This window comes from Hymenobacter siberiensis (genome assembly GCF_018967845.1).
GTDB lineage: Bacteria > Bacteroidota > Bacteroidia > Cytophagales > Hymenobacteraceae > Hymenobacter > Hymenobacter siberiensis.
Genome location: NZ_JAHLZZ010000001.1, coordinates 1,295,723 through 1,322,243 on the forward strand (window position 1 = coordinate 1,295,723; position 26,521 = coordinate 1,322,243).

Annotated in this window: 19 protein-coding genes and 1 pseudogene; 10 read left to right on the forward strand and 10 right to left on the reverse strand. The window is 60.9% G+C overall.

What is annotated here, in order from left to right:
- The first annotated feature begins 32 nt into the window (after positions 1-32).
- Positions 33-800 (forward strand): hypothetical protein, encoded by a 768-nt coding sequence (locus KQ661_RS05500; protein ID WP_216685867.1) that lies wholly within the window; start codon positions 33-35, stop codon positions 798-800.
- A gap of 41 nt (positions 801-841) precedes the next feature.
- Positions 842-1,906, forward strand: coding sequence for a lipocalin family protein (locus KQ661_RS05505; RefSeq protein ID WP_216679719.1), 1,065 nt, complete (start codon positions 842-844; stop codon positions 1,904-1,906).
- Between the two features lie 84 nt (positions 1,907-1,990).
- Here the strand turns inward: KQ661_RS05505 and KQ661_RS05510 are convergent, their stop codons facing one another.
- Together KQ661_RS05510 and dusB are read right to left on the reverse strand one after the other, a co-directional pair.
- On the reverse strand, positions 1,991-3,196 hold the full coding sequence (locus tag KQ661_RS05510; RefSeq protein WP_216679720.1) for an ATP-binding protein: 1,206 nt from the start codon (positions 3,194-3,196) through the stop codon (positions 1,991-1,993).
- Positions 3,197-3,372: 176 nt separating this feature from the next.
- On the reverse strand, positions 3,373-4,362 hold the full coding sequence (gene dusB / locus KQ661_RS05515; RefSeq protein ID WP_216679721.1) for a tRNA dihydrouridine synthase DusB: 990 nt from the start codon (positions 4,360-4,362) through the stop codon (positions 3,373-3,375).
- A gap of 231 nt (positions 4,363-4,593) precedes the next feature.
- Here dusB and KQ661_RS05520 point away from each other — a divergent pair, with 231 nt between their 5' ends.
- The 4 genes from KQ661_RS05520 (at position 4,594) to KQ661_RS05535 (ending at position 9,240) form a co-directional block, all read left to right on the forward strand.
- Entirely contained in the window at positions 4,594-5,574 is a 981-nt protein-coding gene (locus KQ661_RS05520) for a CPBP family intramembrane glutamic endopeptidase (protein ID WP_216685868.1), read from the forward strand.
- Between the two features lie 117 nt (positions 5,575-5,691).
- Complete coding sequence (locus tag KQ661_RS05525; protein ID WP_216685869.1) at positions 5,692-6,663, forward strand: phosphatidate cytidylyltransferase; 972 nt, start codon at positions 5,692-5,694, stop codon at positions 6,661-6,663.
- A 367-nt stretch (positions 6,664-7,030) separates the two neighbouring features.
- A complete protein-coding gene (locus tag KQ661_RS05530) occupies positions 7,031-8,320 on the forward strand; it encodes a Glu/Leu/Phe/Val family dehydrogenase (RefSeq protein ID WP_216679724.1) in 1,290 nt (429 codons plus the stop codon).
- 257 nt (positions 8,321-8,577) lie between these two features.
- The gene (locus KQ661_RS05535) at positions 8,578-9,240 is read left to right on the forward strand and encodes a phosphatidylserine decarboxylase family protein (protein WP_168672318.1); all 663 of its coding nucleotides are present in this window, start codon (positions 8,578-8,580) and stop codon (positions 9,238-9,240) included.
- A gap of 172 nt (positions 9,241-9,412) precedes the next feature.
- On the opposite strand, the gene KQ661_RS05540 is transcribed toward KQ661_RS05535, so the two are convergent.
- Entirely contained in the window at positions 9,413-9,895 is a 483-nt protein-coding gene (locus KQ661_RS05540) for a GAF domain-containing protein (RefSeq protein ID WP_216679725.1), read from the reverse strand.
- A gap of 86 nt (positions 9,896-9,981) precedes the next feature.
- Entirely contained in the window at positions 9,982-11,019 is a 1,038-nt protein-coding gene (gene ribD, locus KQ661_RS05545; protein WP_216685870.1) for a bifunctional diaminohydroxyphosphoribosylaminopyrimidine deaminase/5-amino-6-(5-phosphoribosylamino)uracil reductase RibD, read from the reverse strand.
- A gap of 55 nt (positions 11,020-11,074) precedes the next feature.
- Between ribD and prmC the strand changes: the two genes are divergently transcribed.
- Positions 11,075-11,932: a peptide chain release factor N(5)-glutamine methyltransferase gene (gene prmC / locus KQ661_RS05550; RefSeq protein WP_216679727.1), complete on the forward strand. Its 858-nt coding sequence runs from the start codon at positions 11,075-11,077 to the stop codon at positions 11,930-11,932.
- A 46-nt stretch (positions 11,933-11,978) separates the two neighbouring features.
- Here prmC and KQ661_RS05555 read toward each other — a convergent pair whose 3' ends face one another.
- The 3 genes and pseudogenes from KQ661_RS05555 to KQ661_RS21970 form a co-directional block, all read right to left on the reverse strand.
- Entirely contained in the window at positions 11,979-12,674 is a 696-nt protein-coding gene (locus tag KQ661_RS05555) for a T9SS type A sorting domain-containing protein (protein ID WP_226930048.1), read from the reverse strand.
- Positions 12,599-13,696, reverse strand: a complete 1,098-nt coding sequence (locus tag KQ661_RS05560; RefSeq protein WP_216685872.1) for a pectate lyase family protein — start codon at positions 13,694-13,696, stop codon at positions 12,599-12,601. Before KQ661_RS05560 ends, KQ661_RS05555 begins: the two co-directional genes overlap by 76 nt.
- Before the next feature lie 588 nt (positions 13,697-14,284).
- Positions 14,285-15,241 (reverse strand): annotated as a pseudogene (locus KQ661_RS21970) (alpha/beta fold hydrolase).
- 463 nt (positions 15,242-15,704) lie between these two features.
- On the opposite strand from KQ661_RS21970, the gene KQ661_RS05575 reads away from it, so the two are divergent.
- Complete coding sequence (locus tag KQ661_RS05575) at positions 15,705-18,074, forward strand: T9SS type A sorting domain-containing protein (protein WP_216685874.1); 2,370 nt, start codon at positions 15,705-15,707, stop codon at positions 18,072-18,074.
- 91 nt (positions 18,075-18,165) lie between these two features.
- Here KQ661_RS05575 and KQ661_RS05580 read toward each other — a convergent pair whose 3' ends face one another.
- Positions 18,166-20,400, reverse strand: a complete 2,235-nt coding sequence (locus KQ661_RS05580) for a S9 family peptidase (protein WP_216685875.1) — start codon at positions 20,398-20,400, stop codon at positions 18,166-18,168.
- A gap of 103 nt (positions 20,401-20,503) precedes the next feature.
- On the opposite strand from KQ661_RS05580, the gene KQ661_RS05585 reads away from it, so the two are divergent.
- On the forward strand, positions 20,504-21,526 hold the full coding sequence (locus tag KQ661_RS05585; RefSeq protein WP_216679736.1) for a hypothetical protein: 1,023 nt from the start codon (positions 20,504-20,506) through the stop codon (positions 21,524-21,526).
- A gap of 74 nt (positions 21,527-21,600) precedes the next feature.
- Here KQ661_RS05585 and KQ661_RS05590 read toward each other — a convergent pair whose 3' ends face one another.
- Both KQ661_RS05590 and KQ661_RS05595 read right to left on the reverse strand, forming a co-directional pair.
- Entirely contained in the window at positions 21,601-23,211 is a 1,611-nt protein-coding gene (locus KQ661_RS05590; RefSeq protein WP_216679737.1) for an OmpP1/FadL family transporter, read from the reverse strand.
- A gap of 75 nt (positions 23,212-23,286) precedes the next feature.
- On the reverse strand, positions 23,287-24,687 hold the full coding sequence (locus tag KQ661_RS05595; protein ID WP_216685876.1) for a hypothetical protein: 1,401 nt from the start codon (positions 24,685-24,687) through the stop codon (positions 23,287-23,289).
- Positions 24,688-24,949: 262 nt separating this feature from the next.
- Between KQ661_RS05595 and proS the strand changes: the two genes are divergently transcribed.
- Complete coding sequence (gene proS, locus KQ661_RS05600; protein WP_216679739.1) at positions 24,950-26,425, forward strand: proline--tRNA ligase; 1,476 nt, start codon at positions 24,950-24,952, stop codon at positions 26,423-26,425.
- Positions 26,426-26,521: the final 96 nt, after the last annotated feature.

Below are 26,521 nucleotides of genomic sequence, written 5' to 3' on the forward strand. Positions count from 1 at the left end.
TTTCCTGTTTAGCTGAAACACAGTTTGCGGCTATGAAACCGACTTCGATTCTTATTCCCCAGCCATGCGCGGCAAGCTGGAGCGCAATGGTGCCGGACGGGGCAGGCCGGCATTGTGCCAGCTGCCAGAAGACAGTCGTGGACTTTAGCCAAAAAAGTACTGCGGAAGTACTGGCTTATCTGGCGCAATCCGGCCGCGAGCATACCTGTGGCCGGTTCCGGGCCGGGCAGCTGCGCCCGGCCGGCCGGCTCCTTACCTGGCGGGCGGCACCGGGGCTGGCGTTGGCGGTAGTTGCCGTGCTGACCCTGACGCGCTGCTCGCCCAACCAGCCATCCGCCATTCCGCTAGAAAAGCCAGCTGTTGCCGTGCCGGATGGGCAGCTGGTGCGGGGCCGGGTGCTAGACCAGGAATCCCGCAAGCCTCTGGCAGGAGCAATCATTATTTGTGAAGCCGATACGCTGTGCCAGACCCATACGGCGGCCGACGGTTCGTTTGCCTTCGTCGTCCCGCATCGTTTTGCCAGCAGCAAGTTGATTGCCGGCCTGGCCGAGCCAGCTGCTGCGCAGGGCCAGGATGAAGAATGGCAGATGCCTTACGTCCCGCATTTCTTCGCGGCCGGCCCCGATGTGACGGTGCTGCTCCGGCGCCCTCCGATGATACTCGGGCAAACCCGCCTGGAACCCGACGAAACATTCAGCCCGGCAATCCGGCAATACCTGGGGCGCGAAGGGGCTGCTCCGCCACCACCGAAAATCACGACCATAAAATTTACGCCGCCAACTGGCAGCTCAAGGGACTAAATTACCAAACCTTTTGGCCCCGAAAACCCTTTTGACAGGGTATGAAAGTTTTGCGTTTTGTCCTTATCTGGCTGTTGGCTACTGCCTGCGCCGCGCCCCGCCCCACTACTCGCTTCAACCCCACTGCTACCCGTGCCGAGCTGCCCCACGAGGAGGCCGTGCACCCCAAAAACTCGCTGGAATGGTGGTATCTCACCGGCCACCTGCGCGACCAGGCCACCGGCGAAGAGTTCGGCGTAGAGTACGTTTTCTTCCACTTCAACCTGAAAGACGGCCGGCAGGACTGGCAGATGGTGAACGTGGCCCTGACCGACCCGCAAGGCCAGAAATTCCACTTCGACTACAAGCTGGGCAAGCTGCCCGTGCTACTCACCGACTCGCTGCCGCTGCGGCTGCGCGAGCACCAGCGCGGCGAAACCTGGAAATTTGACGGGCAGGAGGGAGCCTATCACCTGCAGGCCGCCCTCACCGGCAAGGCCAATGCCGGCTACGCCCTCGACCTCACCACCAAACCCACGCGCGATGTGGTGCTGCACAGCGGCACCGGCTACGAAAACTACGGCAACGGCATCATGGCCGGCTACTATTCCTTCCCGCGCCTGGCCACCACCGGCACCCTCACCGTGGCCGGTAAAACCCGCCAGGTAACCGGCGAACTGTGGTATGACCGGCAGTGGAACTGCACCAGCATCGTGGACAAAAACGTGGGCTGGGACTGGCTCAGCATTCAGCTCGACCAGCCCCAGGAGGAGTTCATGCTGAACACCCTGCGCAACTCTGCCACTGGCAAAAACCTCAACAACGGCACCTTTAGCGCCGCTACCGGCCCCAGCGTGCACCTCTCCGGCTCCGATTTTCAGCTCACGCCCCTCACGTACTGGACCAGCCCGAAATCGAAAAAGAAGTACCCCGCCACTTGGCGCGTGCAGGTGCCCGCTCAGGGCTACGACCTCACCGTGGAGCCGCTGGTGCCCCAGCAGGAGCTGGCGCTGCGGTTTTTTCACGCCTTCACCATGTATTACTGGGAGGGCATGTGCCGTGTAACCGGTACCCACAACGGCCAGCCCGTAACGGGCAAGGCGTACGTGGAAATCACCAATCGGTAATTTCATTTATCGATTAACATTTAACAGTACGTCCAAAGGCGCAACATGCGCCATCAGAAAGACTGTTAAATGTTAAATGAAAAATCACTGATTCAGCACTACCCGGAACGTGGTGCCGCGCCCCGGCTCGCTCCATTTCACAAAGAGCCGGCCTTCGTGGTAGTTCTCGATGATGCGCTTGGCCAGGGCCAGGCCCAAGCCCCAGCCGCGCTTTTTGGTGGTGAAACCGGGCATAAACACGCTTTCGAGCTTGTTTTTGGGGATGCCCTTGCCGGTGTCGGTGATGTCGATGGCCACCTGGCGGGGCGGGGTGCCGCGCCGGTACCAGGTGCGGCGGGTACGCACGCGCCGCAGGTGCAGCGTGATGGAGCCGCGCCCTTCCATGGCATCCACCGCGTTTTTGCAGATATTTTCGATGACCCAGTCGAACAGCGGCACGTTGATGCGGGCGGGCGTGTCCATCGGCAGGTCCGACTCAATCTTGAAGATGACCTTCTTCGACACCCGGCTTTGCAGGTATTCGATGGCGTTGCGGGTGGTCTGGAACAGGTTTTCGTCCTTGAGCACCGGCACCGAGCCGATGTTGGAGAAGCGCTCCGTAATGATTTCGAGCCGCCGGATATCCTTGCCCAGCTCTTCCACAATGGGCTCGTCTTTGAAGCGGTCGGAGTCGCGCAGGTAGTTCTGCCAGCCCACCAGGCTGCTGAGCGGCGTGCCCAGCTGGTGGGCTGTTTCCTTGGCCAAGCCCACCCACACGCGGTTTTGCTCGGCCCGGCGCGAGGAGCTGAACGCGAAATACGCGATGACGGCCAGGCAGCCAATAACCACCAGTTGCACCAGCGGGTAGGTACGCAGCTGCCGCAGCAGCTCCGAGTCGCGGTAAAAAATGTAGTTCACCTGCCCCGCCCCAAATTTCACGATGATGGGCGGGTGCTGCTGTTTCATCAGCAGCAGCTCGCTGCCGAGCAGCGTCACCGAATCGGCCGGGGAGAGGTGGGCCGGCATGCTGATATTTTTGGCGTTGGTGATGTCCTTGCCGTCGCTGCTGAGAATGACCGGAATGGTCGTATTGTTGCTGATTATCTCGTTGAAAACAAAGGTATTGGTTTCAGCTTCGGAATTGATAATGTATTGCAGTGCCTTGGCATACAGCTGAATCTGCTGCTGCTCCCGCTGCGACACGCGCTGCACCAGCCAATTGGTATAGATGACGGTGGCCGCCCCGATGAGCAGCGCCAGCACGGCTATCAGAATTTTGATGCGGGTTTTTTGACTGTATATCGGAATCATGAAAGCGGTAATGTAGCAACGACAAAGAACGTCGGGCTGAACAAAAAGAACGTCATGCCGAGCGCAGCCGAGGCATCTCGCGTGGGGTAGTAATCATACCGTTGTCACGATTGATTTACTTCGGCACGCGAGATGCCTCGGCTGCGCTCGGCATGACGTCCAGAATAGCAAGTGTCTTACCCCACCAGCACGGCGTCGCTGCTGGCTATTTCCTGCAAAATCTCCAGCACATCGGCGGGGGTTTCGGCATTCACCAGGCTTGTGCGCCAGGCTTTGGCCCCCTCCAGGCCCCGGAAATAGTGGGCGTAGTGGCGGCGCATCTCGAAGATGCCCACCTTCGGCCCCTTCCACTCGATGCTGCGGTCGAAGTGCATCTGGCAGGCGGCCACGCGCTCTTCGAGCGTGGGCGGGGCCAGCAGCTGGCCGGTGGCCACGTAGTGCTTCACCTCCCGGAAAATCCACGGATAGCCGATGCTGGCCCGGCCAATCATCACGCCATCCACGCCGTAGCGGTTTTTATACTCCACGGCTTTTTCGGGCGAGGTAATGTCGCCGTTGCCGAAAATGGGGATTTTGATGCGCGGGTTATTTTTGATGCTGGCGATGAGGCGCCAGTCGGCATCGCCCTTGTAGAGCTGGGCGCGGGTGCGGCCGTGCACGGTGAGGGCAGCAATGCCGATGTCCTGCAGGCGCTCGGCCACTTCCTCCACGTTTTTGGTGCCTTCGTCCCAGCCCAGGCGGGTTTTCACGGTCACGGGCAGGTGAGTGTGGCGGATTACGGCGGCCGTCATGGCCACCATCTTGGGAATGTCCTGGAGCAGGGCCGCGCCCGCGCCCCGGCAGGCCACCTGCTTCACCGGGCAGCCGTAGTTGATGTCAATCAAATCGGGCCCGGCCTCGGTGCTGATGGCCGCGCACTCGCCCATCGTCTCCACATCGGAGCCGAAGAGCTGGATGCCGATGGGCCGCTCATAATCAAAGATATCCAGCTTCTTGCGGCTCTTGGCCGCCGCCCGAATCAGGCCTTCCGAGGAGATGAATTCGGTGTACATGAGGTCGGCTCCGTTGGCCTTGCACACGGCGCGGAAGGGCGGGTCGCTCACGTCTTCCATGGGCGCGAGCAGGAGCGGGAAATCGGGAAGCTGGATGTTGCCTATGTTGACCACGGGAATACTGGGGTTATAAGGAGGCGTTAGTAGTGCCAGAACGGTAGCGTGTGACCGTCATGCAGAGCGCAGCGAAGCATCTTTGCCTCGATAGTAAATCCTTTCGATTGGATTACTTACTGCGGGCAAGATGCTTCGCTGCGCTCTGCATGACGTTCCTTTGTCTTCGTTCAATTAAGCCTAAGTTAAAAACTGCGGTAAATTTACGCCCTTCTCAACTTGTACCCCGCTATGAAAGGTTTCCTGCCCCGCACGCTGCACCCCGGTCTACAGATACTGGTGCTAATGGCCATGCTGGTGGCGGGGGGCTGCGTGGGCTACGCCATCATCTTCGCCTGGGCGCAGTGGGGCTTCGGGATGTCGGTGCTTGAAATCCAGCAGGTGGCGCAGGCCCCGGCAGCCTCCCCGCAGGGTTGGAGCCTGCTGATGATGATGCAGGGCGTGCTGCTGTTTGTGGCTGGCACGGGCGGGGCGCTGGGGCTGGCCTCGGCGCTGGGCTACGGCTGGGCCGAGTATTTCAGCCCGCGCCGGCTGGGGGCGGCGGGATGGCTGCTGGTGGTGGCGGGGCTCATTATCGTCACGCTGCCGTTCATGTCCACCATCATTGCCTGGAACGCGGGCGCGCATTTCCCGGCCGCACTGCACGATTTTGAGGTGTGGGCGCGGACCAGTGAGGACAAAGCCGCCGTGCTCACCAAGTTCCTGACGAATTTCAACTCGCCCGCGCGGTTCTGGGTGGGGGTGCTGGTGATTGGGCTGGTGCCGGCTGTGGCCGAGGAGCTGGTGTTTCGGGGTGTGATTCAGAAAAACCTGGTGCGCTGGTTTTCGCCGCATGTGGGCGTGTGGCTGGGGGCGGCCATTTTTTCGGCCATTCACATGCAGTTTTTTGGGTTTGTGCCGCGCTTCGTGCTGGGGCTGGTGCTGGGGTACTTGTACCTCTGGAGCGGCAATATCCTGGTGAGCATGGCCGCGCACTTCACCCAAAATGCCTTCCAGCTCGTCCTGCTTTACCTGGCCCAGCGTGGCCAGTTCGGCTGGGGCTTCGACCCCGATTCTTCCGATGCCCTGCCCTGGGCGCTAGCCATTCCGTCGGTGCTGCTCTCGGCTGGGCTGCTCTATGTCCTACACCGGCACTTTACGGCCCCGGCTGCGCCCACCGCCATGCTCACCCTCAGCAGCGAGGGCGTGGCCGTGCGCGGTGGCGACGCATAATTGCGTCTCGGCGTTAAACGGCTTGCGTTGAACGACCGGAACTGTGCTGCTTCGCTCAAAATAAACAACATCAGCAACGACGAGACGCAATTATGCCTCTCTACATCCCTTTCCAACTTGCCTGACTCTACGCCTCCGAATACCTCCATTACCCCCGAAAAAACCGGTCCCAGCAACCTGCGCCTGCGCGTTATCTACGGCCTCATCGGGGCGGCCATGCTGCTGGGCAGTGTCTGGTTCAGCCCCTGGACGTTCGGGTTGTTCTTCGCCGCCGTGCAGGCCGTAATGCTGTGGGAGTTTTACCGCATGATGCGGGCGGGCGGCAGTAAACCCATTGTATGGATGGGCCTGCTAATGGGGTTGCTGATTTATGTGTACATCTACGGGCTAGGCGCTGTTAATGATTATTTCAACTTGCCGAGTGGAGGCTATACCATTTACCCACCGTTAGGAGAAGAAAGCCCTTTTGATAGAAATACTTTTTTGCTATCAACACTCCCAAAAATTTATACTGGAATTAGTGTAGCCGCATTGGCCGCAATGGTAGGGCTTGTTTTGTATGAGATTTTAAGGTGGCCGAATGGGGGTAAACCTTTTGATAATATTTCTGCCACTTATGGCGGACTATTTTATGTGGGCCTGCCGATGAGCTTTTTGAGCCAGATAGCCTTTTCAAGTGGCCACTACGACTACCGCCGCATCTTCGCCCTGCTTTTCCTCATCTGGGCTTCCGACATCGGCGCGTATGCCGCCGGCAAAACGTTCGGCAAGCACAAAATGGCCCCCCAAATCTCACCCGGCAAAACCTGGGAAGGCTGGGCCGGCGGCTTCGTGCTCACGTTGGTGGTGGGCTGGGCGTTGGGTTTTATGCTGCCCGATATGCCGCTTACGCATCGCCTCGTGGCGGCCGGCGTGGTGGCGGTATTCGCGCCGCTGGGCGACTTGGCCGAGTCCATGCTCAAGCGCAGCGTGGGGGTGAAGGACTCGGGCAGCATCCTGCCCGGCCACGGCGGGTTGTTGGATAGGTTCGATGCGTTTCTGCTGGTGCTGCCGGTGCTGGCGCTGCTGCAGCTGCTGGCGGGGTTGTAGTGCGAAGCGCCGCTTCGCATACCCTCGGCGCTGGCCGCAGTTTAGCGCGTAGCGCGTAACTGCTGGCCTATGGATAAGGCGAGTTTGTAACTCGCCGCTGGATGATGTGGGTACGGGATTGCCGCTTCGCGGCAGCGAGTTGCAAACTCGCATTACGTGGTGGCTCGCAGTTACGCGCTACGCGCTAAACTGCGGCCAGCGGGCCCATAAACTGCGGCAGCATCGTTCCTGCGCAGTAACAGTCGATTAAAACCCGCCCCAAAGGTTTGGGGGATTTGCCCGAATCATCCTGACAAAAGCAATACCTTTGCGGCCCTAAACCGTACCTGTTATCCCACCCAACCCCATCCCTAAATCCCCTTCCCGAATGACAGCCCACACTGTGTACAAGGAGCCGGCTCCGATAATGGACCGTGAAAACCCGCTCGAATCTATGATGTCGCGTTTCAACATCGCGGCCGAAATCCTCGGCCTCGACGACGAAACCTACAACGTTCTCAAAGCGCCCGATAAGCAAGTCATCGTGAACCTGCCCGTGACGATGGACAATGGCAAATTGCGCGTATTCGAAGGCTACCGCGTGATTCACAACACCATCCTCGGCCCCAGCAAGGGCGGCATTCGCTATGATAAGCATGTGCACCTCGACGAGGTGAAGGCCCTCGCAGCCTGGATGACCTGGAAGTGCGCCGTGGTGGACATTCCCTACGGCGGTGCCAAAGGCGGCATTATTTGCGACCCCACCACCATGAGCGTCGGCGAGCTGGAGCGCCTCACCCGCGCCTACACGTTGGCCCTGAAAGACGTTTTCGGCCCCGACCGCGATATTCCGGCCCCCGACATGGGCACCGGCCCGCGCGAAATGGCCTGGCTGATGGACGAATTCTCGAAAACGGTAGGCGCGACCTCGCCCGCCGTAGTAACCGGCAAGCCGCTGGTAATGGGCGGCTCGCTGGGCCGCACCGAGGCCACCGGCCGTGGCGTAATGGTATCCGCGCTGGCCGCCCTGGCCAAGCTGGGCCTGGAGCCCACCGAAGTATCGGCCGCCGTGCAGGGCTTCGGCAACGTAGGCTCGTGGGCCGCCAAGCTGCTGAGCGAGAAAGGGGTAAAGATTAAGGCCGTGAGCGACGTATCGGGCGCTTACTGGAACGCTGATGGCATCAATATCGACGAAGCCATTGCCTACAAAAACGTGCACGCGGGCCGCCTCGACGGCTACGCCGGTGCCACGCTGATGGAAAATGCCGACGACCTGCTGACCGCCGATGTGGACGTGCTGGTGCCCGCCGCCGTGGAGGACGTTATCACCGAGCACAACGCCCGCGACATCAAGGCCAAGCTCATCGTGGAAGGTGCCAACGGCCCCACCTCGGCCTCAGCCGACCCCATTATCAACGAAAAGGGCATTCTTGTGGTGCCGGATATTCTGGCCAACTCGGGCGGCGTCACGGTGTCGTACTTCGAGTGGGTGCAGAACCGCCAGGGCTTCAAGTGGACCGAGGAAATGGTGACCGAGCGCGCCGACCGCATCATGTCCGACGCTTTCGAGAAGGTGTACCAGACCAGCGTGAAATATAAAATCCCGATGCGCATCGCGGCCTACGTCGTGAGCATCGACAAAGTGGCCCAGACCTACAAGTTCCGCGGCGGCTTCTAAACAGTTGATTCTGGCTGCTTAACCGGGGTTGCGCTGATTGCGGGCGTGGCCTACAGTTGAGGCGAGGATAATAATAGAAGGCAAACCCGGCGGCAAGTGCGCCTAGTCGGTTATTATTTTGTTGTACATAAGAAAGGGCATGGGCCGCTTGGTTCGTGCCGTTTCTGGCCGTAATTTGCCCGGCCAGGCGGCTTGTTGCGCCGATTGACTATGCTGAAATCAGCGAAATCACGGTTAATCAGCGAAAATCAGTGATTATGAAGATTCATAAAGAAGGACGACGCATTTTGTTTGTTACGCTGCTGATTTTGCTGGCGCTCAATTTGCTCATGTTCCAGTTCAATCGGGGCCAGGATTTGGTGAACCGCCTCTTTGCCGGGGCCACGGTCATCATCTTTTTGCTGATTCTCCAGTTTTTCCGGAGCCCGTTCCGGCACCTGTTCACCCACGAAGACCTGCTGCTGGCTCCGGCCGATGGCAAGGTGGTGGTGATTGAGAACGTGTTCGAGCCCGAGTATTTTGAGGATGAGCGCAAGCAAATCAGCATCTTCATGTCGCCCATCAACGTGCACGTTACCCGCAACCCCATTTCGGGCCTGGTGAAGTACTTCAAGTACCACCCCGGCAACTACCTGGTGGCCTGGCACCCCAAAAGCAGCACCCAAAACGAGCGTACCACCGTGGTGGTAGAGTCCGATGCCGGTCCGCTCGTGCTCTTCCGGCAGATTGCCGGGGCCATGGCCCGCCGCATTGTGTGGTACGTGAACGAGGGCGACGAAGTGAGCCAGGGTGAAGAGTTCGGCTTCATCAAGTTCGGCTCACGCGTCGATGTGTTCGTGCCGCTGGATACCGAAGTGAAAGTGGAGCTGGGCCAGAAGGTAAAAGGCGGCGAAACCGTCATTTGCCAGCTGAAGGTCTGACCACGGATTAGTGCGGATTTCACGGATTTTGTGGACGATTAAAATCAACAAAAAAGGCTTGCCAATCGGCAAGCCTTTTTTGTTCTCCTGACACCTTTATGAGTCTCCGGATGACTGGCAATAATCGCCCACAAAATCCGTGAAATCCGCTGAAATCCGCGCTAATCCGTGGTCAGAACCAGGTGGCCGCCAGCTGCATCAGCTGCTCCAGCGCAGTTTGGTCGTCTTGGTCGAAATCGTTGAGCTGGTCGCTGTCGACATCGAGTACGGCCACGACCAGGCCGCCTTTGAGAATAGGCACCACGATTTCAGATTTCGAATCGGAGCTGCAGGCGATGTGGCCGGGGAAAGCCTCCACATCGGGTACGAGGATGGTGTCGGCTCGGGCCCAGCTGGCTCCGCACACGCCTTTGCCCTGGCGGATGCGCGTGCAGGCGATGGGCCCCTGGAATGGGCCCAGCACCAGCTCTTCGCCTTTCACGAGGTAGAAGCCGACCCAGAAAAAGCCGAACGCCTGCCGCAGCGCGGCGGCCGTGTTGGCCAGGTTGGCAACCAGGTCGGGCTCGCCGGTGGTGAGGGCTTCGATTTGGGGCAGGAGCTGCCGGTACTGCTCGGCTTTGGTGAGCGTGGTGTCGAGGGCGAGGGTTTCGGCCATAATTGCTTGTAGCGCGTGGTTTTAGTCCGCGGATGAATTTTAGATAGACGTATTTTAAAGGCGCGTCCGCGGACTAAAAGTCCGCGTTATTTATCGTTCACGTACCAAAACAGCTCATCGGCCCCAACGTTTGTGCGCTCGCGCAGGCCGCCGTGGCCCAGGCGTGGCGCGGCAATGCCCTGGCCCAGCTTCATGGGCGAGCGGAACACGCGGATTTCATCCCAAAGCCCGGCGTTCAGCAGCGCGTTGAGCACCGTGGGGCCGCCTTCGACCAGCACCGATTGCACCTGGCGCTGGTAGAGGTCGGCTAGCACCTGGGGCATGAGGTCATCGGCTTCGGAAAGCATGACGTGGTCGAGGTTGGTGGCGTGGCGCGCCTGGCGGTAGGTGTAGATGATGGTGGGCTGCGAGCCGTCGAGCAGGTTGTGAGTGGGCGGCAGGCTCAGGTTTTTGTCGATGACGAGGCGCGTGGGTTGGGCTCCGGGCCATTCGCGGGCGCTCAGGCGGGGGTTGTCGTGCAGCGCCGTGCGCGTGCCCACCAGAATGCCCTGCTCCTCGGTGCGCCACTTGTGCGTGAGCAGCCCCGCCTGCGGCCCACTGATTTGCACCTGCTGGAAATAGCGCCCGGCCAGGAAGCCGTCGGCTGTTTCGGCCCATTTCAGCACCAGATAAGGCCGTTTTTTCTCGTGGAAGGTGAAGAAGCGCCGGTTCAGCCAGCGGCCTTCTTCGGCCAGCAAGCCGGTTTCGACGTGCACGCCGGCGGCGCGCAGCTTCTCGATGCCGCGCCCGGCCACCAGCGGGAAGGGGTCCTCGTTGCAAATCACCACTTCGGGTACTCCCTTGGCAATGAGCAAATCGGCGCAGGGTGGCGTTTTGCCGTGGTGGGCGCAGGGCTCCAGCGTCACGTACACGCGGCTTTTTTTCAGCAGCTCCTGGTTTTCTACCGCCGCCAGGGCATTTGCTTCGGCGTGGGGGCCGCCGTACTTTTTGTGCCAGCCCTCGCCAATAATGCGGCCTTTGTGCGTTACTACGCAGCCTACCAGGGGGTTGGGCCGGGCGTAGCCAGTGCCAAGCAGTGCCAAATCGAGGGCGCGGCGCATGAACAGGGCATCATCGTTTTCCATGGGGGCGAAGGTAAGGGCCGGGCCGCCGCTGGGGCGCGGCGCTACCTTTGTTGTAATGAACGTTCGCCAATTCACCACCTCGGTTACTACTGCGCTACTCCCCATCTACCCCCAGCCCGAAGCGCAAGCCATTGCCGCGCTCGTCGCCGAGCACCTGCTGCAGCTCGATGCCCTGGAGCGCATGATGGAGGCCCAGCAACCCATCGCCGACGGCGCGGAAGCCGCACTGCAGCCGCTACTGGCCCGCCTGCTGACCCACGAGCCGGTGCAGTACGTGCTGGGCATCGCCTACTTTGTCGATATGGAGCTGGAGGTGACGCCCGCCACCCTCATTCCGCGCCCCGAAACCGAAGAGCTGGTGCATCTTATCCGGCAGGAGCAGGCGGGCCGGACGGGCCTGCGCGTGCTCGACGTGGGCACGGGCTCGGGCTGCCTGGCGCTGGGACTGGCCCGCGCACTGCCCGCCACCGAGGTGCTGGCCGTGGATATTTCGGCCGAAGCGCTGGCTGTGGCCCAGCGCAATGCCGCCCGTTTCGCGCCCGGAGTGGCGTTTGAGCAGGTTGATATTCTGAATGGATTACCGAAGGGAATTGCCCTCGGCTCGTTGGATATTCTGGTAAGCAACCCGCCCTACGTGCGCGAAAGCGAGCGCCCCGCAATGCGCGACAACGTGCTGGCCTGGGAGCCCGCCACCGCGCTGTTCGTGCCCGATGCCGACCCGCTACTGTTCTACCGCCGGCTGGCCGAAGTGGGCCGGGCACTGCTGCGCACTGGCGGAAGTATATATCTGGAAATTAACGAGTTACTGGGAATTGAAACGGCAGATTTGCTCACGCCGGATAACTTTGAGGATGTGCGCGTATTGCCTGATATGTTCGGAAAGGCGCGCATGGTGCGCGGTACTCGCCGGTAAAAAGCTGTCATCCTGAGTAAAGCGAATGATGACTAGCGGCGACAGGTTATTCCACCATCAGCTTGGCGCGGTATGTGCCGCCATTCGTGCTCACCGCGTAGATGTAGACGCCGGCGGGTAGCTTGGTGGTCGGGTAGTTAATCTGATGACTGCCCGCACCCAAGGTGGCGGCGCTTACCGGCACGTCGGCCACTTTTGCGCCGGTGAGGCTGAACAGAGCAATGCGGACGGGGCTGGCGGTGGGCAGCGTCACCTCGAAGGTGGTGGCCCCGGCCGTGGGGTTGGGGTTGGCCGATACTTGGGGCGTGGCGGCTCCTGCGCTGGCTCTGGTGGCCAGCACTTGCACGCTGCCCACGGCATTGGCACAGTTAGTGGGCACAATGCAGTTGCCGGTGATTTCCAGCCAGTCGATATCGGCAAAAGAAGCGACGGCGGTGGTTTCGAGGCGGATTTCGTTCACGCCGTTGGCCAGCGTTACGTTTTGGGTAGCGAAGCCGAAGGTGCTGCTGCTGGCCGTGCGTGGGAAAGGTGCCACCGGGCTCACCAACAAGCCGTTGATGCTGAGCTGGCTGGTGAAGCCCGAGCTGGCGCTGCTGTTGGAATAGCGCCATTTCAGCTCGTAGGCGCCGGCGGGGCCACTTCCACTTTCCAGGCAATGGCCCGGCCCTACGAGTTGGTGAGGTTGATAACCGCGCCGTTGTCGGTCCCGGTGTTGTTGCTCACCACGCCGTCGAAGCTGCACAGGCCGGTGGCAGGCGTGTTGGTGTCCTCGATGCGGATGAGCGGGCCGGGCGCGCCGGTACCGGGAATGAGTGTGAACGTGGCCCGCACTGCCTTGCTGCCGTGCACCCGGAAGGGGAGCGGGTTGGTGGTCATGGTGGTGTCGCCGCTCCAGCCGGCAAACTGCCACCCAATGCCGGGCGTGGCCGTGAGCGTCACGCTCTGGCCTAGGTTGTAGATGCCGCTGGCCGGCGACACGGTGCCCTGGCCCAGCGCCGAGGCCGTGACCGAATACGTGCCCGTGGCCAGCGTGGGGCCCACTTTGCCAATGCCCGCGTTGGCCACCACAATGGCCGGTACGTTGGCGGCCGGGTTTAGCACGCTGGTGTACACGTAGGGCACCACGGCGGTGCAGGCCGTGAGCAAATGCACATCGGAGGCATATGCGAAGGGGCTGTTGACGAGGGTGTTGCCCACGATGTCGCCGTAACCATCCAGCGGGCTGTAGGCGGCCACGTAGGGGTTGCGGCTGTTTTCATAGTAGTTGTTCTCGATTTTGAGGCAAGCCCCCATGCGCGCGTTCACGCAGGTAGAGGCAATGTCCTTGTAGTAGTTGTTGAAAACGTGGCCGGTGCCGAAGCGGAACAGCGGCAGGCGCGAGTTGATGTTCTCGAAGCGGTTGTGGTGGTAGGTGATTTTACGGTCGAAGTTGTCGGTTTCGGTACAGCCGCAAAGGCTGGCCTTCCAGCCGTCGTGCAGGAAATTCCAGGAGTAGGGGATGTACTGGCAGTCGGCCTTGGCGTCGAGCAGGCCGTCGTAGTCGTCGGTGCCCACACCTTGGTACACGTTGTACATCTCGCAGTGGTCGACCCAGATGTGGTTGGCCGGGCCTTCGATACTGATGCAGTCGCCATCGCCCATAGCGGCCAGTACGTTGTGCACTTTCAGGTTTTGCAGGATGATGTTGTTGGCCCGAAACACTTTCAGGCCAATGCCGACGAACTCGCCCAGCCGGTCGAAGCCAATGATGGACAGGTCGCTCACGTCCTTCACATCAATTTTGGTCAGCGTTGGCGAGTTGGCCAGCGTGATAGTGCCGTTGATGTAAATGGTGAGCGGCTGCGTGCTCTTGTTCCTAATAGCGGCTTGCTAATAGCGGCTTGCAGCGCCGTGCCGGTGCTCACCGTCACGCTGGTGCCGCCCGCGCCGCCGGTGGTGCCGGTCGTCATCGAGGCGTAGCCAAAGAGGCCATAAACCGCGCCGCCCGTTTGGGCGAAGGCCGGGAAAGAGCTGACCAGTGCCAGTAGCATAATGAAGCTGTTTAGAAAGTCCCCGAACGGTCATGCAGAGCGCAGCGAAGCATGACCGTCTGAGTACCTTTTGTGACTTTCTGAATAACTCCAATAGTAGAGCCATAAGCTGCAATAAGATGCTCGCAAACAGCTTTATATTAGCGCAAACGACGCCGGGAACGATGCCGGCCGAACTGCCGGCCGCATGCTCCAGACCATTATCCAAATAGGGTGAAGCGGGAGGGCTGCCCCGTGGCGGCCATCGTCTTTTTTGGCTTCAATGGAAATAAAAAAGGCCACCCGAAATGGATGGCCTTGCTGTGGAAGAAGCGGGTAGGCGCTAGCCCGGCAGCTGGCGCACGAAGGCGGCCAGCGCCCGGCTCACTTCGCGTGGGCTTTCGAGCAGGGCATTGTGCTTGCCCGGCATGGGCACCACGCGCTGGTTGGGGAAGTGGAAGGACTGGTGCTGGGGACCGGTCACGGCATCGGCCTGGCCGGGCAGCACCAGCACGGGCATCCGCAGGGCCGGAGTGGCCACCGTGAAATCTTCGAGGTAGCCGTCGATGACGCCGGGCTGGTAGAGGGAGGCCGCAAAGTCGTGGTTGGCCGGCTGGGCGGGCTTGATGCGGCCCACGCGGGCGACCGTAGAGTCGGCGCTGTACATGAGCTGGTCCATGAGGTGCTGCTGGTTGAGCAGGCCCATCACCATGCCGAAGCGCTGGGGCAGCGGCGCGGTGGTATCGACGGCTGCGCGGGCGGCGGACGGCAGCAGGGCGTAGCCATTGGTAGCCAGGCTTTCCATGGAGGCCGGCAGGTTCAGAATACTGTTGCTGAGCACCAGCCCCAGCACATGCCCGGGGTACTGCCGGGCATAGGCCGTGGCAATGAGGCCGCCGAAAGAGTGCGAAAGCAGCACCTACTTATCGAGGTGCAACTGCTGGCGCAGCTCCTCCAAATCCTGCACCTGGCGGGCCAGGCCGTAGCTTTTGGTAGTTGAGCTGGCCGAGCGGCCGCTGCCGCGCTGGTCCAGGTAAATCATCTGGAAGTGCTGCTCCAGTAGGGGGCCGGCCAGGGTTTCCTGCACTTCGGAGCCCGCGCCGGGGCCGCCGTGCACAAACACGCAGGGGCGGCCCTGGCCCTCCACCCGCACATATAGGCGCACCCCATCGGAGGTGGTGACGGTGGGCGTGCCATTCGCTAGAAGCGAGGGCGCGGCGTAGGTGCTGGTTGTGGCGAGCAGCAGCAGCGAGAAAAAGAGGCGGAACAAGACCGGGCAGGTAAGGGAGGGCGTTTTCATGTTCCAAAGGTGGCAAGGGGCAGGCCGCTGGGCAAAGCCGCAGTTGCCGAACCATCGCCTGGGCCAGACGAACCGTCGTACCGGCGGGAAGAAGCTGCACCAGCGTGCTGAACAGTTGAAGCCTTGACAACCAGGTTGACTTCAACTTGCGACCAGCCGTAACGGGTTGGCCGGTCCTCGCTGCCCATCCTATGAGCCGGTGCAATCAGCAGTCCGAAAAAAAGCGCAGTAGCCCAAAAAAGATGGAGAATTGTTGGTCGGCCAAAAACAGAGTTTCATTGGGTGATACAGGGCGTTGGTCGTAGAGTGAAGCCATTTGCAATCAGCACGGGCCTCTTTATCCGTGAGCCAGTATTAGGTAATATATTGGTTTGCAGAGGCTAAATCATACATTTGTTCTGCTTAAAATTTCGCTTAAAGTTTATATATGATTTTTTTTATAAATGCTTCTTTCTTCTGCGTTTTGTCCGATACTGGCCGTTGCTGCCGCATTCTCCTGTTATTGTTGCTGATGGTGGTAGGGCCAGCTGCCTTCGCGCAGGTTTCCCTCACGAGTGGCAGTACGGCATACACCACCAGCTTCCCCGGGACCACCATCAACGTAAGCGGCGGCTATTCAGGCAGTATTACCCTGGCCAATAGCAACTGCACGGTCAATTTTAACAGCATCAGCTACGGCGGCGCATTGAGTGTGACCGCAACGGGCTGCACCGTCAACAATAATTCCGGCAGCACCATCAGCGGCAGCAGCAACAGCATTAGTGCCGCCGCCACCATCAACAACAACGCCGGGGCCACCTGGACGGGCAACTTTTACAGTGGCATAGCCGTGGGCAGCACCGTAAACAATGCCGGGAGCTGGGGGCCGGGTGGGCCGCAATTTTCGCCACTCAATGGCCTGACCATCAACAATACCGGCACCTGGAATGCCATTAGCTACGGGGTGAAAACCAACCCGGTAACCATCGTCAACTCCGGTGCCTGGACAAACACGCTGGGGGGCATCAGCACCAACTTCACGCTCACCAACAATGCCGGGGCAACGTGGTCGCAGCCGGTGCAGAACTCCGGCACGGGAAATTTTACCCTGACCAATGATGGCACCTGGACCGCAGCCATTACATTTCCTTTGGGCACCAATACCTTCAGCAACCGCGCCGGGGCCACGGCCACGATTGGTTCGATGGCTTTTGGCGGTTCCACCACCATCAGCAACGCGAGCAACGGTGGCACGCCCACGCTCACCTTCAGCAACAGCATTTCGCCCTCTGCCGGCACCTCCATCATCAATTATGCGGGCACGGTAAATACCAATGCGGGCATCAGCAGCGCCGGCAGCATTGATAACCGCGCCGTCTGGAATGCCAGCAGCTTTTCGACCAGTGGCACCCTTGCCAATACCGGTACCATTACCCCTACTACCAGCTATATCACCAGCGGGACTATCACCAATAACGGCACCATCAGTCTGACTGCCAGCGGTACTACCTACACCAACAGCGGCACCATCACCAACAACGGCGCGATAAACGTGGCAGCCGCGTACATTAATTCCGGGACCACCACCAACAGTGCGAGCGGAACCATTGTGGCGGCAACCTATGCCCAGAGCGGCGGCACCACCACCAATGCCAACAGCATCACGGCCACGGCTTCGGTGACGGTGACCGGCGGCACGCTTACCAACAATGCCGGGGCTACCATTGCCACGGCTGCTTATACCAACAACGGCGGCAAAACCACCAACAGCGGCACCCTGAACCCCACCGGCAATTTCATCACCGGCTCGAGCTCCGGCACCGTGGTGGTGAACAGCGCCATCAACCCCGGCGGAAACTACGTGAACGGGGGCACCACCACCAACAACGGCCGCATTGCGCCCGGCGGCTACTACGACAACCAAAACTCCGGGGCCACCACCACCAACAACGGCACCATCAGCCCGGGCACTTACTACAGCAACAAGGCCACCACCGTCAACAACGGCACCATCACGCTGAGCGCCGCCGCCGGGTATTTTGAGAATGTGAGCAGCGGCGTCTTCACCAATGCCGGGCGCCTGAACGTCACCGGCAACTTTACCAACAGCGGCACCTTCAACGGCTCGCCGACGGCAACCAGCGGCAGCGTGCGCGTGGCGGGCGTGAGCACCAATTCCTTCTTTGGCTTTGGGGCCTCGGGCCTGCTGGATTTCTGCGACAGCACGCCGGGTGCCGGACCAGTCACCAACAAAGGCTTCAACGTGCAGTCGGGCTCGGTGGCGGCTACCGTAATGGCTTGCGTTGTAGCCCCGCTGCCCGTGGAGCTCACCCGCTTTGCCGCCACGCCCACTGCCGGCCGGGTGGCCCTGAGCTGGGCCACCGCCTCGGAGAAAAACAGCGCCTACTTCGCCATTGAGCGCAGTGCCAATGGCCAGGAGTTTGCCAAAATTATGATTGTTAAAGCACAGGGCAATTCCACGGCCAGTATTGACTACCAAGCGGCCGATGCCCAGCCCCTGGCCGGCCTGAGCTACTACCGCCTGCGGCAGGTTGATTTGGATGGCACGTTTTCCTTCTCGCCCGTGGCAGCGGTGACGGCGGAAACCCGCGCTGCTGATTTCACCGTCAGCCCCAACCCAGTGGCCGACCAGGTGCAGGTCGATTTGACCGCCTGGCCTGCCCAGGCCAGCACCGTCGAAATCATAAGCCTGAGCGGGCAGGTGGTCCTAAGCCAGGCGGTGCCGGGTAGCAGCCGCCAGTTGCTGGACGTGCGGGCCGTGCCCGCCGGCGTGTACCTGCTACGGGTGCGCAACCCCAGCCAGCAGACGACGCGCCGGCTGTTGAAGCTGTAGCCCGCGACCCAATTCATGGCAAAGCAATGGCCCGGTGCCGCCCGCAACTATGCGAGGCGGCGCCGGGCCATTGCTTTTCGGGATGGTTCGACTACAGGTTCTGCAGCACGAAATTAGTCATCTGGCGGTAGAGGTGCAGGCGGGTGTTGCCGCCCGAAATGCCGTGGTTGCGGTTGGGGTAGTACAGCGTCTGGTAGTCCTTGTTGGCCTTGATGAGGGCATCGACGAAGGCGATGGAGTTCTGGAAATGCACGTTGTCGTCGCCGGTGCCGTGCACGAGCAGGAACTTGCCGCGCATGTTCTGGGCAAACTGCACGGGCGAGTTGTCGTCGTAGCCGCCCGGGTTTTCCTGGGGCGTTTTCAGGTAGCGCTCCGTGTACACGGTGTCGTAGTAGCGCCAGTTCGTGACCGGAGCCACGGCAATGCCCATCTTGAAGAGGTCGGCGTTTTTGGTCATGGCCAGCGAGGTCATGTAGCCGCCGTAGCTCCAGCCCCAGATGCCGATGCGGGATTTATCCACGTAGGGCAGCGTGGCCAGGTACTTGGCGCCTTCGCCCTGGTCGATGGTTTCGAGCTTGCCCAAATTGGCATACGTGGCCTTCCGGAAGGCCGAGCCCCGGCCCGAAGTGCCCCGGTTTTCCACCGAAACCACGATGTAGCCCTTTTCGGCCAGCAGCTGGTGCCAGAGGTAGTTGGTGAGGGCCGTGCCGCCGCCGGTGTTATCCAGCACCGTTTGGGTGCTGCCGCTGCCGAAACTGGGGCCACCATACACGTGCATCAGCACGGGGTATTTTTTGGCGGGGTCGAAGTTGCTGGGCTTCATCATCCAGGCGTTCAGCTCCACGCCTTCGGTGGTTTTGAACGTGATGAATTCGAGCTTGCCCAGGTCGTACTGCGTCAGGGTTTGCTTCAGCTTGGCGTTGTCCTCCAGGGTTTTCACCAGCTTGCCGGTGCCGCCTTCGCGCAGGCTGGTCATGGCCGGCACGCCCGCCGCCGAATGCACGTTCAGGAAATACTTCGTGTCGGGGCTCATGTTCACCACGTCGGTGCCCGGACCATTTTCGCTGATGCGCTCTTTGCCGTTGCCGCTCAGGTTCACGCGGTAGAGGTGGCGCTGCAGGGCCGAGCCTTCGGTGCTGGTGTAGTACACGAAGCCGGTTTTGGCATCGAAGCCGTTGATGGCCGAGATTTCCCAGTTGCCCTTCGTGAGCTGGCGCACGGGCTTGCCGTCCATGTCGTGCAGGTAGAGGTGCTGGTAGCCGTCCTTCTCACTGGTGAAGAGGAACTGTTTGCCGCCTTCGAGGTAGTTCAAATCGTCGTTTATCTCAACGTAGGCGGGGTTGGTGTCCGTGAGCACCACTTTGGTTTTGCCGGTAGTGGCATCGCCGTGCAGAATTTCGAGCTTGTTCTGTAAGCGGTTGAGGCGCTGAATGCTGAGCGTGTTGGGCACCCGCGTCCACTGCACGCGCGGGATGTACTGGTCGGCCACGGGGCCCACGTCCAGCTTGGTGGTGCGGGCGCTGGCCACGTCGTAGCTGCTCACCAGTACCACCGAGTTTTTCTCGCCGGCCTTGGGGTATTTGAAGCGGTATTCCTTGGGATAAAGCCCACCCCATTCCTGCATGTCGTACTCGGGCACCTGGCTTTCATCGAAGGTGTAAAAAGCCAGCTGCCGGCTGTCCGGCGACCAGAAAAAGCCCTGCGCGAAGCCAAACTCCTCTTCGTACACCCAGTCGGCCGAGCCGTTGATGATGTTGTTTTTCAGGCCATTCGTGGTCACGGCGGTTTCCTGCATCGTGGCCAGGTCGGTCACGTACACGTTGTTGTCACGGGTGAAGGCCACGCGTCGGCCATCGGGCGAAAACGTGGCATAGCCCTGCTTGCCACCGGCGCTCAGGGGCGTCAGCTTCTTGCTGCCGCGGTCGAATACATAGTAGCTGGCGCGGGCGCTACGCCGGTAAATGGGCTCAGTGCCCGTGGTGAACAGAATTTTCTGCTCGTTGGCATTGAAGGAGTAGCCATCAACCTTGAGCGCCGCGCCGCCCAGCTCCAGCTCGGCGGCGGTTATCAGGGTTTGCACGACTTTGCCGGTGGTCACTTCGTACTGCACCAGGCTGCCGTTGTCCAGCGCCGAGTAGTAGCGGCCGTCGTTCATCCAGTTGAAACCCGGCACCGAGGCCGAGCGAAACGTGGGCTTGGCCCAGATATCTTCTAACGTGAGGGGCAGCTTCTGCTGCGCGTGGGCGGGGGTAGGGGTGAGGCCCGGCACCAGGGCCGGGCCATTGGCGGCCAGCAAGGCCGCCAGGGCTAAAAAGCGTAAACGCATAGGAAATAAGGACAAAATCGAAATAAAGGATGGGAACTGAGCGTTAAAGGTAACATTCGGCGGCAGCACGGTTGCAGGCCGTAGCCCCCGTTACCTTTGCATTATGCGTTTTCGCCTCCTGTTGCTTTGCCTGCCCGTGCTGCTGGCCTCCTGCTCCAAAACCGCTCGCCCGGTCCAGCTCGATTTTGTTGGTATTTCCACGCTGACCTCCAGCAACAAGACCGTGCAGCCGAACGACACGCTCACGACCCGGGCCTATGCCGTGGGCAACGACAATATGCTCAAGCGTCTGACCATCAAGGTGACTTATGACCCCGGCCTTAAGCCCATCACCTACCCGGTGCCCCTGTCGTCCTTTGACCCCAAAAACGCGCCTGCTAAGCAGGAAATTACCTACCTCGACTCACTGATTACGCCGCAGGTAGGCAATACCAACGGCCACTCTATCAGCGAAACGCTTTTCGTTAATCAGTTTTCGGCCCGCGCCACTTCCGGCACCGAGCTGTGGCAGTACACGGCTACCGATGTGGCCGGGGCCTCGGCCACCCGCGCCTACCGCCTCACGGTGCGCAAAGCCGACTCGGCGGCCCTGTTTCATAGCTACACCATGGTGCTGCGGCCGGTGCCGCGCCGGGCGGTGGTAGCCAAGGGCGTGCGCGACCGCAGCCGCGTATTCCTCAACCTGCAATACGGCCTGCGGTTTCCCAAGTACGCAGTGCTGAACCAGGAGCGCTCCGTGGCGGCCAACCAGGATTTGGTGGACCTGATTTGCGTGTCGGGCGGTACGGGCACCACGGTGGGCCTGGTAGCGCCCGCCAACACCGCCGATACCGTGTGCACGCTGCCCGTCGCCTGGACCACCCGCCGCGCCACCGGTCTGCGCCTCACTACAATCAGCAGCGACCAGTTCAGCAAGACCGTCGCCGCCGACTTCACCACCAGCTACACCACCAATAGCACCGCCTACTCGCCCAACCCCTTCTACACCGGTGCGCTGAGCAAAGGACAGGTGCTGGCTTTCAAAATCACCGAGGGCACCACCGAGCGCTACGGCCTGCTGCTTGTTTCCGACCTCGTGCCGGGTTCGGCCCCGGTGATGACCTGCTCCGTGCGGGTGCAGAAGTAGCATCGCCGCACGCCAATAAAAAGGGCTGCTCCGATGTGGAGCAGCCCTTTTTATTGGCGTGTTCGGCAGCTTGCTTAGAACGTGATGCCGGCCGTGATACTGGTGGTGAAGCGGGTGTTGTTCACTTTCACCAACGGCTCGTAGCCGCCCAGGTCGTAGGGGGTGTAGTACTGGTTGAGCTGGGTGTAGACGCCGGCCAGGTCCAGGAAGAAATTGCCTTGCCGCAGCCCGGCCCCCAGGGTGTAGAAGTTCTGCGCCCGCTCGTTGTTGCTGTCAATCTGATACGGGTCGCCGTAGCGGGCATAGCCGGCGCGCACCCGGAATACATCGAAGCGGCCCTCGGCCCCAACGCGGATATTGACCGTATTCTTGTAGCTGGCCTGAATGTCGCTGTTTTCGGCGGCGAAGGAATAGTTGTCGCCGTTGCCATCCTGCGAGTCGTTGTGCAGCCGCGCCTGGCTGTAGCCCACATACTCCACATCGCCCGAAATAAACCCGAGCTTGCCTAGGGTGTAGGCCACACCGCCATTGGCTCGGAAAGGGGTGGTGATGGTGTAGGCGTAGAGCGGAAACGCCTGGTCGAGCACTTTCACGCCCACCGGGCCCGTGGGGAGCGAAGTCGCCACCACATCGTTGCCCTGCGCCGTAAACGTCGTGGTAAAGGCCGCACTGTAATTGTTGGTGAGGCGCATGAACGTGGGCGTTTGGATAGAAGCCCCAAAGCGCAGCGCATCCGTAGCCCGGTAAATGGCCCCGATGCGGGCGTTGAGGCCGGTGCCGGTGGTTTTCAGCTCATCATGCAGCGTGTAGTCGCTGAGGTGAGTGGTGGCATCGGTTTCCGTCTCGGTATAATTCCGGGTCTGGGTAAAGTTCGAGCTCACAATGCCCACGCCCAGGCCCAGGTAAAGCCGGTCGCGGTAGTTGGCGCCGTAGCCCAAATCAAACTGCGAAACCGAGCCCCGCGAAATCACACTGCCCGCCTGCCCGATTGGTCCCTTGCGCGTAGTCGAGGCCACGCCCAGGTCGTTGCCGTTGCGGTCTTTGGCAATGCTGGTCAGGTAGGCCCCGTAGGCCAGCCCGTTGAGGGAGGAGTATTCGCCGGACTGCCCCTGGGACCGCAGCCTGTCGATGCTGGCCTGCGTGTAGCCATCGAAACCCACTGTGCGGCGCAGCGAAGCCAGGTACGATTGGTCGTCGCCGGTCAGGTTGTAGCCGTTCACCGTGCGGTTGCTGAGGGTGTTGCCGTAGCGGAAGCCCGTGTTGAAGTCGGCCAGCCGGGTGAAGCCCAGGGCAAAAGCCCCTCCCCGCCAGTTGCTGGTCTGGTCATTATCGGGCCGGCGGGTGGCAAACACCGCGCCGGCGCTGCCAATGTGGAAGCTGTTCCTTGCTTCGTTCTGGGCGGCTCCCGTGCCGCCATCAACGCGGCTGTCGCTCTGGCCAATGCCGATGCCGGGCGTCAGATGCACTTCCGATTTCTGAAACAGGCCCAGCCCGGCCGGGTTGCTGGTGAGGTTACCAAAGTCGGCCCCCAGGGCCACATTGGCCCCCCCAATGGCCTGCGTGCGGGCCGTGCCACCAAATTGCAGGCGGGAATAGCGCAGGGCATCGCTGGCATCCTGGGCAAAGGCGTGGCCTGCCTGCCCTGCTACGAGGGCCAGGCTAAGCCAGATAATCCGTTTTTTCATAGTGTAGGAAGAAAAGGAGCCGGCCGTTCGGCCGGCTCGCTGGAAATTCTTTATGCAGAAACCACGGGCGGAAAATTACTCACCCCGGCCACGACCCCGGCCGCCACCACCGCCGCCGCTCTGCGATGGGGAGGAATAGGAAGGCTGGCTATAGGAGCGCTGCTGAGGCTGCTCGTAAGAGCGTTGCTGGGGTTGCTCGTAGGTGCGTTGCTGAGGTTGCTCATACGTCCGCTGCTGCCGGGGCTGCTCATAGCGTTGGCGGGGCTGCTCGGCCGCCTGGCCATTGCTGTTGTTATTGGTGGGCTCGCCAAATACGTTCTGGAAGAAGCCCCCGCGCCGGCGCTGGCCTTCCTGTGGCACTGCGGCGGGCTGCATCTGGCCGCTATTCTGCGGTTGGGCCTCCATGTTGCGCGGCCGGTACCGGCCGTCGTCACGCATTAACCGACCCTGCCCCGAAGCATCGCCAATTGCTGGCTGCATGTTCGTGGCCGGGTCCATATTGCGGTAGCGCGGCTGGCCGTCCATGTTGCGGGGCTGGTTGTAAGAGTCGTTGGCCCGCATGGGTTGCGAAGCGGCTTCGCTTCGGGTGCGGCCCACAGCGTCAGCCGTGCCCATGGGCATCGACTCGGGCGTATTCGACGTAACCCGCTCACTGCGAACGCGGCCGCTACCATTCGGCGCGCCGGGATTGGGGTTGTCCGGCGTGCTGCCCACGATGCCCGACGAATGCCGGCCATCCGAAGCCCGGTCGGTGCGGTGGCTGCCGTAGCTGCGGGTGCCCCGGTCGCCGCCGTTGCCATAATAGCCGCTGTTGTAGTTGTTGCCATAGTAGCCCCCGCCGCCATAGTAGTTCCGGCCATAGTAGCCACCATAGAATGGGCTGCTATAGTAGAAGGGGTCGTAGCCGCCAAAGCCGCCGTAGCCATAGCCAAACGGGCTATACCCATACCCGCCATACCCGCCATAGCCAAACGAGCGGCCAAAGCCAAAGCTGATGCTCAGGCCCGAGCCATAGCCGTAAGGACTGTAGCCAAACGGGCTGCCGAAGGAACTATAAAAAGGGTCGTAGCCGCCGTAGCCATAGGGCGAAAAGCCGCCGCCGTAGCCGCCGCCGTAGCTCAGGCTGGTGTAGGGGCTATAGGGAGAATAGGCGTTCAGGCCCGGGCCATAGTAGCTCGATGAGCCCCCGTAGCCGGGCGCGCCACGCATGGAGGTATAGGTGTTGTCGTAATACTGGTCGGAGCCGGAATTCTGCCGGGCCGACGGCGAATTGGTAGAGCCGCCGTTGTAGTCCGGGTTCGCCTCCTCACTGTTGGCGGCCTGGGCCGGGGCAGTGCTGACGACGGCCGTAGTATGGTCCTTCGACGAATAATAGACCCCATCATCTTCCGACGACGTGAGGGCCGAAGTACCTGCACAGCCGCCCAGCGCAAACAGGGCCAAGGCGGGCAAACAGGCGGTGAGCAGATTTCTCATGATTGAAAAAAGATAAGGATGGGAAAGCTTTACGTAAAAAAACGACCTATAGATGGAAGCAGGATGAAGCGACTAGAAATCAGGGCCCAGCCGGCTTAAATAAGGGAGATTTAAGCTGGCTGCTGCCCCTGCCCGCACAAAGAGCTTCCGCAGGAGGTCCGCACTTTAATAACGTAATTTGACCCCGAAACGGTGCCCCAAGGTCAACTCAAATCTTGTACCAAAACCGGGAACTTTTTCAATTACCCCTAAGATGCCTCCCATGAGCAAAAAGTTGCCTACCCGCCAGGAAGATTATTCACTCTGGTATAACGAGTTAGTGAAGCGCGCCGGCCTGGCCGAAAACTCCGCCGTGCGCGGCTGCATGGTCATTAAGCCCTATGGCTACGCCATTTGGGAAAAAATGCAGCGCCAATTGGACGATATGTTCAAGCGCACCGGCCACGAAAATGCCTACTTCCCGCTCTTCGTACCCAAAAGCCTGTTTGAGGCCGAAGAAAAAAACGCCGAAGGCTTCGCCAAAGAGTGCGCTGTGGTAACCCACTACCGCCTACAGACCGACCCTGACCGCCCCGGCAAGCTGCGCGTCGACCCCAACGCCAAGCTCGAAGAAGAGTTGGTGGTGCGCCCCACTTCGGAGGCCATCATCTGGAGCACGTATAAGAACTGGGTGCAGAGCTACCGCGACCTGCCGCTGCTCATCAACCAGTGGGCCAACGTGGTGCGCTGGGAAATGCGTACCCGCCTGTTCCTGCGCACCGCCGAGTTCCTGTGGCAGGAAGGGCACACCGCCCACGCCACCGCCGAGGAAGCCGTGGCCGAAACCCGCCAGATGCTCGACGTGTACGCCGAGTTTGCCGAGGAGCATATGGCCCTGCCCGTGGTGAAGGGCGTGAAAACCCCCAACGAGCGGTTCGCCGGCGCCGAGGACACTTATTGCATCGAGGCGCTGATGCAGGACGGCAAAGCCCTGCAGGCCGGCACCAGCCACTTCCTGGGCCAGAACTTCGCCAAGGCGTTCGACGTTCAGTTTGCCAACAAGGAAGGTGTGCGCGAATACGTGTGGGGTACCAGTTGGGGCGTGAGCACCCGCCTGATGGGTGCCCTCGTAATGGCTCACTCCGACGATGAAGGCCTGGTGCTGCCGCCCAAGCTGGCCCCCATTCAGGTGGTCATCATTCCCATCTACAAAACCGGCGAGCTTGATGCCCTGCTGGAGCGCATCAAACCCATTCAGATGGGCCTGATTGCCCGGGGAATTTCGGTGAAGCTGGACGCGCGCGACACCGAGCGCCCCGGCTTCAAGTTTGCCGAGTGGGAACTGAAGGGCGTGCCCGTGCGCCTGGCCATCGGCGCGCGCGACCTCGACGCCGGCATGGTGGAAGTGGTGCGCCGCGACACCAAGGAGAAAATGAGCCTGCCCCTGGCCGACATCGTGGCCAGCGTAGACCAGCTGCTCACCGACATTCAGACCAATATCTACGAGCGCGCCAAAAATTTCCGCGCCACCCACACCACCCGCGTGGATAGCTACGACGAGTTCAAGCGGATGTTGGACGAGGAGCCTGGCTTCCTGCTGGCCCACTACGACGGCACCTCCGAAACCGAGGAGCGTATTAAGGAGGAAACCAAAGCCACCGTGCGCTGCATTCCACTAAATGAAGCCGACGAAGAAGGCATTTGCATGGTAACGGGCAAGCCCAGCCCGCGCCGCGTCTACTTCGCCCGCGCCTACTAGGGCTACCGCTGGCCGCTGATTGCGGTGCCGCAAATCATTCTCCGAGGCCGCTGACCACATTGGTTGGCGGCCTCTTTGCTGACGGTCTTGCCGTGT

Bases quoted from the DNA above. Each gene is read 5' to 3' on its own strand.
- KQ661_RS05500 (WP_216685867.1), top strand. From the start codon at position 33: ATGAAACCGACTTCGATTCTTATTCCCCAGCCATGCGCGGCAAGCTGG.
- KQ661_RS05505 (WP_216679719.1), top strand. From the start codon at position 842: ATGAAAGTTTTGCGTTTTGTCCTTATCTGGCTGTTGGCTACTGCCTGC.
- KQ661_RS05510 (WP_216679720.1), bottom strand. From the start codon at position 3,196: ATGATTCCGATATACAGTCAAAAAACCCGCATCAAAATTCTGATAGCC.
- KQ661_RS05520 (WP_216685868.1), top strand. From the start codon at position 4,594: ATGAAAGGTTTCCTGCCCCGCACGCTGCACCCCGGTCTACAGATACTG.
- KQ661_RS05530 (WP_216679724.1), top strand. From the start codon at position 7,031: ATGACAGCCCACACTGTGTACAAGGAGCCGGCTCCGATAATGGACCGT.
- KQ661_RS05535 (WP_168672318.1), top strand. From the start codon at position 8,578: ATGAAGATTCATAAAGAAGGACGACGCATTTTGTTTGTTACGCTGCTG.
- KQ661_RS05540 (WP_216679725.1), bottom strand. From the start codon at position 9,895: ATGGCCGAAACCCTCGCCCTCGACACCACGCTCACCAAAGCCGAGCAG.
- ribD (WP_216685870.1), bottom strand. From the start codon at position 11,019: ATGGAAAACGATGATGCCCTGTTCATGCGCCGCGCCCTCGATTTGGCA.
- prmC (WP_216679727.1), top strand. From the start codon at position 11,075: ATGAACGTTCGCCAATTCACCACCTCGGTTACTACTGCGCTACTCCCC.
- KQ661_RS05580 (WP_216685875.1), bottom strand. From the start codon at position 20,400: ATGCGTTTACGCTTTTTAGCCCTGGCGGCCTTGCTGGCCGCCAATGGC.
- KQ661_RS05585 (WP_216679736.1), top strand. From the start codon at position 20,504: ATGCGTTTTCGCCTCCTGTTGCTTTGCCTGCCCGTGCTGCTGGCCTCC.
- KQ661_RS05590 (WP_216679737.1), bottom strand. From the start codon at position 23,211: ATGAAAAAACGGATTATCTGGCTTAGCCTGGCCCTCGTAGCAGGGCAG.
- KQ661_RS05595 (WP_216685876.1), bottom strand. From the start codon at position 24,687: ATGAGAAATCTGCTCACCGCCTGTTTGCCCGCCTTGGCCCTGTTTGCG.
- proS (WP_216679739.1), top strand. From the start codon at position 24,950: ATGAGCAAAAAGTTGCCTACCCGCCAGGAAGATTATTCACTCTGGTAT.